General features: G+C 60.2%; 10 protein-coding genes. 5 read left to right on the plus strand and 5 right to left on the minus strand.

Going from position 1 to position 12,667, the window contains the following annotated elements; translation table 11 throughout:
* Nucleotides 1-2: 2 nt before the first annotated feature.
* From ADH66_RS13930 to ADH66_RS13940, 3 genes are all read right to left on the minus strand, one after another.
* Entirely contained in the window at nucleotides 3-743 is a 741-nt protein-coding gene (locus tag ADH66_RS13930; RefSeq protein ID WP_066539496.1) for an amino acid ABC transporter ATP-binding protein, read from the minus strand.
* Complete coding sequence (locus ADH66_RS13935) at nucleotides 727-1,416, minus strand: amino acid ABC transporter permease (RefSeq protein ID WP_066539494.1); 690 nt, start codon at nucleotides 1,414-1,416, stop codon at nucleotides 727-729. Before ADH66_RS13935 ends, ADH66_RS13930 begins: the two co-directional genes overlap by 17 nt.
* 109 nt (nucleotides 1,417-1,525) lie before the next feature.
* Complete coding sequence (locus tag ADH66_RS13940) at nucleotides 1,526-2,419, minus strand: transporter substrate-binding domain-containing protein (RefSeq protein WP_066539488.1); 894 nt, start codon at nucleotides 2,417-2,419, stop codon at nucleotides 1,526-1,528.
* Between the two features lie 212 nt (nucleotides 2,420-2,631).
* On the opposite strand from ADH66_RS13940, the gene ADH66_RS13945 reads away from it, so the two are divergent.
* From ADH66_RS13945 to ADH66_RS13965, 5 genes are all read left to right on the plus strand, one after another.
* Nucleotides 2,632-5,424 carry a glycoside hydrolase family 3 protein gene (locus ADH66_RS13945; RefSeq protein ID WP_066539486.1) on the plus strand — a complete coding sequence of 931 codons (2,793 nt, stop codon included), beginning with the start codon at nucleotides 2,632-2,634 and terminating at the stop codon, nucleotides 5,422-5,424.
* A gap of 101 nt (nucleotides 5,425-5,525) precedes the next feature.
* Entirely contained in the window at nucleotides 5,526-6,461 is a 936-nt protein-coding gene (locus tag ADH66_RS13950; protein ID WP_066539485.1) for a stalk domain-containing protein, read from the plus strand.
* Between the two features lie 60 nt (nucleotides 6,462-6,521).
* Nucleotides 6,522-6,671 carry a six-cysteine ranthipeptide SCIFF gene (gene scfA, locus ADH66_RS13955; RefSeq protein WP_066539483.1) on the plus strand — a complete coding sequence of 50 codons (150 nt, stop codon included), beginning with the start codon at nucleotides 6,522-6,524 and terminating at the stop codon, nucleotides 6,669-6,671.
* A 76-nt stretch (nucleotides 6,672-6,747) separates the two neighbouring features.
* Nucleotides 6,748-8,127, plus strand: coding sequence for a thioether cross-link-forming SCIFF peptide maturase (scfB, locus tag ADH66_RS13960; protein ID WP_066539482.1), 1,380 nt, complete (start codon nucleotides 6,748-6,750; stop codon nucleotides 8,125-8,127).
* Entirely contained in the window at nucleotides 8,124-9,458 is a 1,335-nt protein-coding gene (locus ADH66_RS13965; protein ID WP_066539481.1) for an aminotransferase class I/II-fold pyridoxal phosphate-dependent enzyme, read from the plus strand. The genes scfB and ADH66_RS13965 overlap by 4 nt, the downstream gene beginning before the upstream one ends.
* A gap of 55 nt (nucleotides 9,459-9,513) precedes the next feature.
* Here ADH66_RS13965 and yicI read toward each other — a convergent pair whose 3' ends face one another.
* Both yicI and ADH66_RS13975 read right to left on the minus strand, forming a co-directional pair.
* Nucleotides 9,514-11,766, minus strand: a complete 2,253-nt coding sequence (yicI, locus tag ADH66_RS13970) for an alpha-xylosidase (RefSeq protein ID WP_066539476.1) — start codon at nucleotides 11,764-11,766, stop codon at nucleotides 9,514-9,516.
* A gap of 27 nt (nucleotides 11,767-11,793) precedes the next feature.
* The gene (locus ADH66_RS13975) at nucleotides 11,794-12,630 is read right to left on the minus strand and encodes an MBL fold metallo-hydrolase (RefSeq protein ID WP_066539474.1); all 837 of its coding nucleotides are present in this window, start codon (nucleotides 12,628-12,630) and stop codon (nucleotides 11,794-11,796) included.
* Nucleotides 12,631-12,667: the final 37 nt, after the last annotated feature.

Raw genomic sequence — 12,667 nt, forward strand, 5'->3', positions numbered from 1 at the left:
CCCTATAAAACTTTAGCTAAGAAATCCTGAAGCCGGGGGTTTTTCGGGTGGTTGAACAGCTCCTCCGGCTCCCCGGACTCCATTATTATGCCCTCGGCCATAAACAGCACCCGGTCCGACACCTCTCTGGCAAACCCCATCTCATGGGTCACGATGACGCTTGTCATGCCGGTCTCCACCAGCCCCTTTATAACCTCCAGCACCTCGCCCACCATCTCCGGGTCCAGCGCGCTGGTGGGCTCGTCAAAGAGCATCACGTCCGGCTCCATGGCCAGGGCCCGGACTATGGCGAGCCGCTGCTTCTGCCCGCCGGACAATTTCCCGGGCATAACCTCGGCCTTGTCCGCAAGGCCCACCCGCTCCAAAAGCTCCATGGCCTTTTTGTCCGCGTCCTCCGCGCTCATGCCCTTTACAAGGGTGGGCGCAAGGGTGATGTTCCTTTTCACGCTCAGATGTGGAAACACGTTGAAGTGCTGGAACACCATGCCCATCTTCTGCCTGTGCCGGTCGATGTCCACCTTCTTCCCGGTTATCTCCACTCCCTCGAAGAATATCTGCCCCTGCTCCGGGGTCTCAAGCAGGTTCAGGCACCGCAGGAAGGTGCTCTTGCCGCCCCCCGAGGGGCCTATCACCGACACCACCTCGCCGGAGTGTATGGTCTCCGACACGCCCTTTAGGACCTGCAATTTGCCAAAGCTCTTGTGAAGGTCCACCGTCTTTATAAGCTCAGTCCGCTGTTCCACGCGCCATCCTCCTCTCGAATGCCGCCACGACCTTGCTCAGGGGGAAGGTCAGGCAGAGATATATCACGCCCACGATGATAAGGGCCTCGAACCTTAAATACGTGGCCCCGCCCACCAGCAGGTACGAGGTCATCAGGTCCCCCAGGAAGAAGGTGGACGCAAGAGAGGTCTCCTTTAACATCATGATGAACTCGTTGCCAAGGGCCGGCAAAATATTCCTCACCGCCTGGGGCAGCACTATCCTTGTCATAGTCTGCCGCCCGGAGAGGCCAAGGCTTCTGGCCGCTTCGGTCTGGCCCTTGTCCACGGCCTGTATGCCCGCGCGTATCACCTCGGACACGTAGGCCGAGGAGTTTATGCACAGCGCCAGCGCCACCCACATAAAGGGCGACAGCGCCAGAAAGGGCAGAAGCTGTGGCAGCACAAAGTAGAATATGTAAAGCTGCAAAAGTATCGGCGTGCCCCGTATCACCTCGATATACACCCCGATAATAAAGCGCACCACCTTAAAGCGGCACATCTTCGCCATCGCCACCAGGGTGCCTAAAATCACGCCGAACAGCACCGCTATGGCCGTCAGCTTCAGGGTGTTCATGACCCCCTCCAGCAAAAACACCTGCCAATACTGCTGCCATATCTTCACGATATTCGGCACTATCTGTGATAGATCCATTCCCTTGCTCCCTCCGATATTTTTTCTTATGATATGCTCGTACCCGCCCGGTTTTTTGGGCGGGTACGGCATTTAGAAAGGACAGTCAATCATGAAAGTCTTGTAATCTTTATTCCTCCTGTGTAGAGGACTCGCCCGCTTCGCCGTCCTCCTCAGAGCCGGAGGGCTCGTCGGGCATGGTGACCTCCTCGGCGGTGGCGCTCATGGCCATCTCCTTGGCCTCCTCGTACCACTCTCCGTACACCCCGGAGTCGTAGGCCTTTTTCAGTATGTCGTTGACCTGTTTTGTCAGGTCGTCCGCGCCCTTTTTCATGACGATGACGTTGGCGGTGTACTTGTCGTCCACCTCGAACTGGAAGCCGGAAAGGGCCACTTCCGGGTCGTTGGACATGAACACGTCGGCCTGGCCCTTCGCCACGGCCATCGCGTCAAAGTCGCCCTTTTTCAGCTGCAAAAGGCCGGTGCCCAGGTCCCCGATGGTGACTATCTCACAGCCGGTAAGCTGCTCCTGACACAGGGACTCCTGCAGGGAGCTGGTCTGGGCCCCCACCTTCATGCCCTCAAAGTCCTCGGGCTTGGTATACTTGCCCTCGTCCTCCTTGCGGACTATCACCACCTGGTCGCTCTCGTTGTCCCCGGGATAGTAGAAGTCAGAGAGGTTGAAGTTGTCCTCCCGGTCCTGCTTCCAGGAGAAGCCGGAGATGGCCATGTCCACCGTGCCGGTGCTGACGGCCGTTGTGCACGCGTCAAAGCTCATGGGCATTATCTCCAGCTCGCGGCCCATCTCGTCGGCAATGTAATGGGCCAGCATCATGTCAAAGCCCACATACTGCTCCTGTCCCTGCTTGCTGGTATCCACAAAGGCCATGGGGGCAAAGTCGGGGCTGGTGGCCACCTTCAGCTTTTCCTTGCCGCCGTCCTTGCCGCTCTCGCCGCAGGCCGCTGCCGCCGTGACTATAAGGCAGAGGGCCAGGATAAGGGCAAGCATCTTCTTCATCTTCATAATCAACGCACTTCTTTCTGTTTTGATTTCGCTATACATTATAACCGCATAAATATACATTGTCAAGGGCGGTTTCTGAATTTTCTTACCTTTACATATATTAACATTCAGGGCGGCATATTTTGTGTATTTTTGTCCACGGCCTTGCTTAAAGCGGGAATTTCTGGTATAATACAGCTATACAACTCCCAATATGAAAGGCGGTAATCCATATGAAAATCTTTGACCCGGGCGCATACGCCGCCCTTGCCCGCAGAACGGTGGCCGAGGGCTGTGTGCTCCTTCGCAACGACGGCCCGGTGCTGCCCTTTGCACAGGGCGCTAAAGTGGCGGTGTTCGGCCGCAGCCAGTTCAACTACTACAAGTCCGGCACGGGCTCCGGCGGGCTTGTGAACACGGGCCATGTGCCAAGCATAACCGAGGGCCTTGAAGCCTCCGGCGCTGTGAAAGTGGACGCAAAGCTCAAGGCCGAGTATGAGTCCTGGATAGTTGACCACCCCTTCGACGAGGGCCAGGGCTGGGCCAACGAGCCCTGGTATCAGGAGGAGATGCCCCTCTCCGAGGAGACGGTCCTTGCCGCCGCGGGGCGCAGCGACGCGGCAGTGGTGATACTGGGCCGCACGGCGGGCGAGGATAAGGACAGCTCCAACCTTGAGGGCAGCTATCTGCTGGCAGGGGCAGAGCGGGATATGCTAAAGGCCGTCTGCGGCAATTTTGAGAAGGTGGCCGTGGTGCTGAACACCGGCGGCATACTTGATATGAAGTGGGTGGAGGAATACAAGCCCGGGGCGGTCCTGTACGTCTGGCAGGGGGGCCAGGAGGGCGGTCTTGCCGTGGCCGACGTGCTCACCGGCAAAGCGGCCCCCGGCGGCAGGCTCTCCGACACCATCGCCAAAGACATCGGCGACTACCCCGCCGCAGAGAACTTCGGCAGCGAGAGCCGCAACCTCTATCCAGAGGATATCTACGTGGGCTACAGGTACTTCGAGACCTTTGCCCCAGAGAAGGTGCTGTACCCCTTCGGCTTCGGGCTGACGTACACCACCTTCGACGTGAAGCACACCAGCATCAGCGTGACTGCCGCACAGGCCGGCATGGAGGCCGAGGTGACGAACACCGGCTCCCGCCCGGGCCGCCAGGTGGTGCAGGTCTACTGTGAAGCTCCCCAGGGTAAGCTGGGCAAGCCCGCCCGGGCCCTCTGTGCCTTTGGCAAGACCAGGGAGCTGGCCCCCGGGGAGACGGAGACCCTGAGCTTTACCGTGCCCTTTGCCCGGCTTGCCAGCTACGACGACTCCGGCGCCACAGGCCGCAAGTCCGCCTGGGTGCTGGAAGCGGGCGAGTATACCTTTTATATAGGCACGGACGTGCGCTCGGCAAAGAAGGTGGGTTCGGTCACTTTAGAGGAGACCGTGGTGGAGCAGCTTGAGGAGGCCTGCGCCCCTGTGACGGCCTTTGACCGGCTGCGCCCCGGCACTTCTGAGGGCGGCGTGTATACTAAAGAGTATGAGCCCACCCCCCTGCGCACAGTGAACCCCATGGACCGGCGGAACGAGAGGCTCATAAAGGCGGACCCCTGTGCCGGGGACAAGGGCTATAAGCTCAGCGACGTGGCCGAGGGTAAAGTTACCATGGACGAGTTTTTAGCCCAGCTCACCGACGCGGACCTCTGCTGCATAGTCCGGGGCGAGGGTATGTGCTCCCCCAAGGTCACCCCCGGCACGGCCGGAGCCTTCGGCGGCGTGACAAAGCGGCTGCTGGACTTCGGCATACCCACCGGCTGCTGCGCCGACGGGCCCAGCGGCATACGCATGGACTGCGGCACCCACGCCTTTGCCATGCCCAACGGCACCCTTATGGCCTGCACCTTCGACCCGGAGCTGGTGGGGGAGCTCTACGAGTACGAGGGGTTGGAGCTCAGAAAGAATAAAGTGGACACCCTTCTGGGCCCCGGCATAAATATACACCGCCACCCCTTAAACGGCAGAAACTTTGAATACTTCTCCGAGGACCCCCTGCTCACCGGGGAGATGGCCGCCGCCCAGCTTTTAGCCCTGCACAAGTACGGCGTTACCGGCACCATCAAGCATTTCGCCTGCAACAGCCAGGAGTTCCACCGCCACGACGTAGAGGCCGTCATCTCCGAGCGGGCCCTCAGAGAGATCTATCTGAAGGCCTTTGAGATAGCCGTTAAGGAGGGCGGAGCCCGGTCAATTATGACCAGCTATAACCCCATAAACGGCTTCTGGTCCGCCAGCAGCTACGACCTTCTCACCACCATACTCCACGGCCAGTGGGGCTATAAGGGCATGGTGATGACCGACTGGTGGGCAAAGTCCAACGACCAGGGCCAGGAGGGCGAGCGCACCAACACCGCCGCCATGGTCCGGGCCCAGAACGACCTGTATATGGTGGTGCCCGACTCAGAGAGCAACGCCCTGCACGACAACTCCGCAGAGGGTCTCAGTAAGGGCACGGTGGACCGTGCGGAGTTTATCCGCTCGGCGGCGAACATCTGCAATTTCCTCTTGCAGTCCCCCGCTATGCTCCGTATGCGCGGCATAGAGAGCGAGCTCGATAAGGCCCTCTCCGAGGCCCCCTCTCTGGACGACGGCGACTCCGCCGAGATGTTCTATGTACAGACCGGCGAGGACAATGCCCTGGACTTCGACGCGTCCCTCATCGGCATGAGCAAGGGGGACAACACCCGCTTCGGCGTGTCTATAAAGGAGCAGGGGCTCTATAAGCTGATCCTCACACTGCGCTCTACGGACCAGAACGACGTGTCACAGCTGCCCCTGTCCGTCTTCCAGGACCGCAACCTTCTGGGCACAGCCACCCTTACAGGCGCCCAGCGGGACTGGGAGACCGTGGAGTTCAACGTGATGGGTTTCTCCGGGAACTTCTACCTGCGGTTCTTCGCCGCACAGACCGGGCTGGAGCTGAAGGGGGTCAGGCTGGAGATTGTGAAGACTATGGCGGAGCTGCAAAAGGAGTTCGGGCAGTGAGCGGGCCCCAGCCCCTGGTCGAGCAGAACTCTTGACATTCCACACAGGCGTGATATAATATAGTTTACAGCCATATCTTCTCTTAAGGAGTGAAACTACCAATGACAAAGAAATTATCCGCCCTAGCGATGGCTCTCGCCCTTTTCGTGTGCGCGGCGCTCCTCCCGGCCCCCGGGGCCCAGGCCGCCACCGCCGTCACCGCGCGGCTGCGCCCGGACGTGACCATCGTCATCGACGGCCATAAGACAGTGTTCTACCACGTCACCGGCCAGCAGGCCCACCCTGTGCTGTATAACGGCTCCACCTATCTCCCCCTGCGGGCCATAGGAGAGCTCATGGGCAGGAACGTGGACTGGAACAGCTCCACCAAGACCGCCACCCTGGCCGGAGAGCGCACCACCCCGCCCACCGTGGGCACGCCCGACGCGAACCCCGGCTCCGCCAGCGTAAAGGCCACCCTCCAGAACAGCTTTTCCGTGGTGGTGGACGGCGAGACCCGGGTCTTCCTGGACGCCAACGGCAAGAGGGTGTACCCCCTGCTGTGCAAGGGCTCCATCTACCTGCCCATACGCGCCATTGGCGAGATAATGGGCAAGGCCGTGGGCTGGGACAGCGCCACCAGCACCGTCACCTTGGGCGGCGGCGATGATGATGACGAGGTCACGGACGCGGACAGCTTCAGCGGCAACGAGCCCACCCCTTCCCCCGCTCCGGACCCCGCTCCCACGCCGGACCCCACGCCCACGCCGCCCTCCGGCAGCTCCACTGCCACCATCTCCCAGGCCAAGGCCAGGGATATCGCCCTTAAGAGGGTGCCCGGGGCCACGGCCCAGCATATCACCAAGCTGAAGCTGGACTATGATCACGGCTGCTGGATATACGAGGTGGAGCTGGTCTATAACTGGGCGGAGTACGAGCTGGAAATAGACGCCTGCACCGGGGCCGTTCTCAGCTATGACTGCGACCACTGCGACTATGACTGCGACGACCACTGGCACGGCGGCTCTGGCCACCACAATTCCGGCTGTCACCATTGACAAAGCCATATGCCTTGTGCTAAAATAGAGAAAATCTCAACTTGAACGGAGGGAAAAACCATGGACCTTATCAAGACCCTGAAGACCCGCGACCTGTGCGAGAGCGCCAAGAACGGCGGCTGCGGCGAGTGCCAGACCTCCTGCCAGTCCGCCTGCAAGACCAGCTGCGGGATAGCGAACCAGGAGTGTGAGAACAAAACCGGGGAGTAATTCCCTTCGGTTTCGGCGCCGCCCTAACCCGGCGGCGCTTTTTTATGCCGGCATATTATATGGAGGACTGACCAAAATGGTACATCAATATAAGCTTCTGGGCTATAACATAGTCCTGGACTCCTGCTCGGGCGCGGTGCACGTGGTGGACGAGGCGGCCTACGACATGATACGGTGGTATAAGGACAGAACCCGAGAGGAGATATGTGAAGCCATACAGGAAAAATATAAGGACCGCCCGGAGCTGACAAGGGCGGAAATAAGGGGGTGCCTTGACCAGATAGCCGAGCTTGAAAAGGCCGGAAAGCTCTTCTCCCCGGACAGCTTCGAGCCCATCGCCGGGGACCTTAAAGAGAGGGGCGGCGGCGTGATAAAGGCCCTCTGCCTGCACGTGGCCCACACCTGCAATCTGAACTGTTCCTACTGCTTCGCCAGCCAGGGCAAGTTCCACGGAGAGCGTGGGCTCATGAGCTTCGAGGTGGGAAAGCGGGCCCTGGATTTCCTTATAGAGCACTCGGGCACAAGGCGCAATCTTGAGGTGGACTTCTTCGGCGGCGAGCCCCTGATGAACTGGCAGGTGGTGAAGGACCTGGTGAAGTACGCCCGCTCGGTGGAAAAAGCCGCCGGAAAGAACTTCCGCTTCACCCTTACCACCAACGGCGTGCTTATTGACGGCGAGGTGATAGACTTCTGCAACAAGGAGATGTCAAATGTTGTCCTCAGCCTGGACGGCAGGAAAGAGGTCCACGACCGCTTTAGAGTCGACTATCAGGGCCGGGGCAGCTGGGAGGAGGTTGTCCCCAAGTTCCAGCGGCTGGTAAAGGCCCGGGGCAATAAGCAGTATTATATGCGGGGCACCTTCACCCACTATAACCCGGACTTTTTAGAGGACATAAAGGAGATGCTCCGGCTGGGCTTCACAGAGCTCAGTATGGAGCCGGTGGTCTGCGCCCCGGAGGACCCCTCGGCCCTCACCGAAGAGGACAGGCTTATAGTGATGGAGCAGTACGAGAAGCTCTCAGAGCTCCTGCTGGAGCAGAAAAGGGCCGGTAAGCCCTTCACCTTCTACCACTATATGATAGACTTAGAGGGCGGGCCCTGCATATATAAACGCGTCTCCGGGTGCGGGTCGGGGACGGAGTATATGGCCGTGACCCCCTGGGGGGACCTGTACCCCTGCCACCAGTTTGTGGGAGAGGAAAAGTATAAGCTGGGGGACGTGTTCAAGGGGGTCGGCAATGCCGCCGCCCAGGAGGAGTTCCGGGCCTGCAACGTGTACTCAAGGCCCGAGTGCAGGGACTGCTGGGCGAAGCTCTACTGCTCCGGGGGGTGCGCGGCCAATGCCTATCACGCCACAGGGAGCATTGGCGGGGTGTATAAGGCGGGGTGCGATTTGTTTAGAAAGCGCATGGAGTGCGCTATCCTGCTGAAGGCCGCGGAGTCTGAGGATTTGTGAACACCCCCCTCTATAGCTTTGTCCAAAACTACATAAGCTCCGACCCCCACCGCCTGCATATGCCCGGCCACAAGGGGGCAAAGTTCCTCGGCTGCGAGCCCTGCGACCTCACCGAGATAGACGGAGCGGACAACCTATACGCTCCCCAGGGCATTATAAGGGAGAGCGAGGAAAACGCGGCGAAGCTCTTCGGCACAGGTGCCACCCTATATTCCGCCGAGGGCTCCTCTCAGAGTCTCCGGGCCATGGTGTACCTTGCGGCGCTCTCAAAACCCGGCCCTCTGAAGATAATCGCCGGGCGCAACGCCCACAAGTCCTTTCTGACCGCCGCCGCCCTTCTGGACGCGGATATTACCTGGCTCTACCCCGAGGATTCCGGCTACTCCCTGTGCCGCTGCGGCATAAGCCCCCGGACCCTTGAGCGGGTGCTTTCGGAGCACCCGGACGCGGCGGCGATATTCGTCACCAGCCCCGACTACCTGGGCAGCACCTTGGACGTTGCCGCCCTGGCCGGTGCGGCCCATAGCCGCGGCGTGCCCCTGCTGGTGGACAACGCCCACGGGGCCTATCTCCATTTTCTAAGGGAGCCCCGGCACCCCATGGACCTGGGGGCGGACCTCTGCTGCGACAGCGCCCACAAGACCCTGCCCGCCCTCACCGGCGGGGGGTATCTCCACGTCTCAAAAACCGCCCCGGCTGTCTTTAGGGAGCGGGCCCGTGGGGCCATGGCCATGTTCGGCTCCACCAGCCCCTCGTACCTTATATTGCAGTCCCTGGACCTGTGCAACCCATATCTCGGGTCCGGCTATACTGAGAAGCTGGCCGCCACGATAGCGGCCCTTGATGGGCTGAAGCTCCGCCTGTCCCAAAAGGGCTGGGTTTTTTGCGGGGACGAGCCCCTGAAGCTGACCCTTGACGCCCGCCCCATGGGCTTCACCGGCGGGGAGCTTTCCGCCCTCCTACAGGCCCGGGGCATATATCCCGAGTACGCCGACCCGGACTTTTTGGTGCTCCTGCCCGGGCCGGAGACTCCCCCGGGGGCCCTGGAGCTGCTGGAGGAGACCCTCGGTGCCATAGGGCCCTGCCCGGCCTTACCCGGGCCAAAGCTGGAGCTTATCCCGCCCCACAGGGCCATGACCCTCCGTCAGGCGCTGTTTGCCCCCACGGAGACCGTGCCCCTTGGAGCCGCCGCCGGGCGGGTGCTGGCCGGGCTTTCGGTCAGCTGCCCGCCGGCGGTGGCTCCTGCGGTGCCGGGTGAGGTGCTTACTGAGAAGATTTTGGAGATTTATGGGTACTATGGTATAGAGGGCGTCAGCGTTGTGAAAGAGTGAAGCCTGTGTGGGTTACCCCACACAGGCTTATTTTTAGCGAAGTCGGCTGGACCGGTCAAATTACCACATCACTCAGGTCAGAGGAAACCGTAAACTCCTTTCCTTCGTACAGGACCTTCAGCTCCTCGGCCTTGCCCTCAAAGTGCACCGTTATCTTGCCGCCCTCGTTTCTGACGGTGACTGTCAGGAACCTCTCGCCGTACATATCACAGACATCGCACCGCGCTTCGCCGGTTATCTTCCCCAGGTACAGCCGCAGGCCCTTGGAGTAATCATACTCCACATCATCACAGTTACTCCCAATGGGCACAATGCTGTTCTCCCGCACCATCAGCGGCAGGCTCTTGAAGTCGTGGACCTCCCGGACCCAGCGGCCCCCCTCCTTACGCTCGCCGGTAAGCAGGTTCGTCCACACGCCCTCGGGCAGGTAGTAATCCACGTCCCCGGATTTAGTGAACACCGGGGCCACCATAAGGCTCTCTCCCAGCATATACTGCCGGTCCAGCTCCCCGCAGGCTATATCCCCCGGGAACTCCAGCACCAGGGCCCTCATCATGGGCACGCCGGTTCCGTGGGCCTCTGCGGCCTTGGTGTAGAGATAGGGCATCAGGGCACACTTCAGCTTGGTGAATTTCCTCACCACGTCCACGGACTCCTCGTCAAAGAGCCAGGGCACCCGATAGGAGCCCGAGCCGTGGAGCCTTGAGTGGGTGGACAACAGCCCGAAGGCCGCCCAGCGCTTATACACGTCCGCCGGGGCCGTGCCCTCGAATCCGCTGATGTCGTGGCTCCAGAAGCCAAAGCCCGAGCAGGTCAAAGACAGCCCCGCCCGCAGGGATTCGCTCATGGACAGGTAGTTCGAGGAGCAGTCCCCGCCCCAGTGCACCGGGAACTTCTGGCCCCCGGCGGTGGCGCTGCGGGCAAAGAGGCAGGCTTCGTTTTTGCCCTTATACTCCTCTAAGAGCTCAAAGACGCATTTATTATACAGGTACGTATAATAATTATGCATAAGCTCCGGGTCGCTACCGTCATAGTACACACAGTCGGTGGGTATGCGCTCGCCGAAGTCGGTCTTGAAGCAGTCCACCCCCATGTCAAGCAAATTCCGCAGCTTGTCCTGGTACCACCTCCAGGCCCCGGGGTTGGTGAAGTCCACTATGCCCATCCCCGCCTGCCAGAGGTCCCACTGCCACACGTCGCCGTTTGGCCGCTTGAGAAGGTAGCCGTGCTCCATGGCCTCCTTAAAAAGCGGCGATTTCTGGCCGATATAGGAGTTTATCCACACGCATATTTTAAGGCCGCGCTCCTTTAAACGCTTCAGCATACCCGGGGCGTCGCTGAACATCTTGGGGTCAAAGGTGAAGTTGCACCACTCGTTCTCCGCCATCCAGTAGCAGTCGAAGTGGAATACCCGCAGGGGGATATCCCGGCTCTCCATGCCGCTTACAAATTCGTTGACGGTGTCCTCGTCGTAGTTGGTGGTGAAGGAGGTTGACAGCCACAGCCCAAAGGTCCAGGCCGGGGGCAGAGCTGGGCGGCCGGTCAGGGCCGTATAATTATGCAGCACAGTCTTGGGGTCCCCGCCGCCGATTATCATGAAGTCCAGCTTCTCTCCGGGCAGGGAGAACTGTGCCCTTGTCACCACCTCTGAACACAGCTCATAGCTCACCGGCCCCGAGGAGTTCACAAACACGCCGTAGCCCCGGTTGGTCAGGTAGAAGGGGATATTCTTATAGGATATCTCCGAGCAGGTGCCGCCGTCCTCCTGCCAGAGGTCCACCACCTGGCCGTTCTTCACAAAGGGCGTGAACCGCTCGCCCAGGCCGTATATCTTCTCCCCGATGTCCAGGTCCAGCTGGGCGCGCATAAAGGGGCCCTCGGGGGTCTGCATATAGCTTATCATGCTGTGGCCGAACTTGTCGCCCACGTTTGTCAGCTTCTTACCTTTATAATAGTATGTGAAGCTGGCGGGGCTCCTGGTTATCACAAGGCTTGTGTCCCCGCTCTTAACCGTTATGCCCCCCTCGAACTCCTCTGTCTGCAGGGGGGTCTCCCTTATGTCCAGCTCGAACTCCGGGACCTTTTTCGCGCTGCCCATAAAGTGCCAGGCTTCGGTCCTTATGATGTCCGGCCCCGGGGAGCTTATTATCATCTCCAGCACCGGCCCGCCCATGCCCCGCTCGTCCTGGGGATAGGGTACGCTGTAGAGATAAATATGGCCGTCCTCTGCTCTTATCTCCCGTATCTGCACACAGTCAAAATTCTGTACGCCCGGCTTATTCAGCCAGTAACCTCTGGTAAACTTCATCGCTCTGCTCCTTTATTATTATAAAATTTAGAATTCCACTTCAAGTCCGTCATAAGAGGTCAAAAAGTCCCTCTCCCGGGCGGCGGGCTCCATCTCGTCATACCCGGCCCCGCCCCCGTTATGGGAAAAGTGGTTCACCACGTGCACGCAGCCCTCTCCTATGGCCCCCAGCTCCCGGAGCATATCCCGGAGCTTTATGTCCGCGTTAAGGCCCATATGGTTGCGCTCGCCGTGCTCCAAAAGGCCGTTGGTGCAGTCGTAGGAAACAAGGCTGAACTTTATCCCGCTCTTTTTGATGTACTCCAGGCTCTCCCCCGGCAGCAGGCCGGTGTCGTGGGCGTAGAGCATAGCCTTCCCCTCTGGGTCCTCAAGGGCGTACACCACCGACTCCGGCGCGCCATGGTCGGCTTTAAGGGCCGTGATCCTATAGCCCTCTGCCTCGAAGGGCTCGAAGGGGCGTATCTCGTGAAGACACAGCCCGCCCTCTTTAATTATCTGCTCCAGGTCCTCGCACTGGGCCTTTACCATCTCAAGAACCGCCCCTGTGCCGTATAGGTTAAAGGGCCGCTCCTTGCCGTGGGCGGCGTAGCTTATCAGGCACCAGAGGTCGCCGGGGTAGAGGTGGTCGCTGTGGCAGTGGGTGATAATGCAGGAGCTTATATCATAGAGCCTCAGCCCCTCTCTCAGCGCGTGCAGATATGTGTCCGCCGGGAAGTCTATAAGCAGCCGCCCGTCCAAAAGGGCCTGACTGCGGGTGCGCACGTTCCTGCCGCCCTTTTCCCTGGCCCGCTCGCAGACCCCGCACCGGCAGAAGGGCGCGGGCACGGCCTCCGCCGCCGCGGTGCCCAGATATTTCAGTTTCATGGTGTTTGCTCCTTTCTATGTTCAGAGTCTTTGCATA

It is taken from the genome of Acutalibacter muris (assembly GCF_002201475.1).
Taxonomy (GTDB): Bacteria; Bacillota; Clostridia; order Oscillospirales; family Acutalibacteraceae; genus Acutalibacter; species Acutalibacter muris.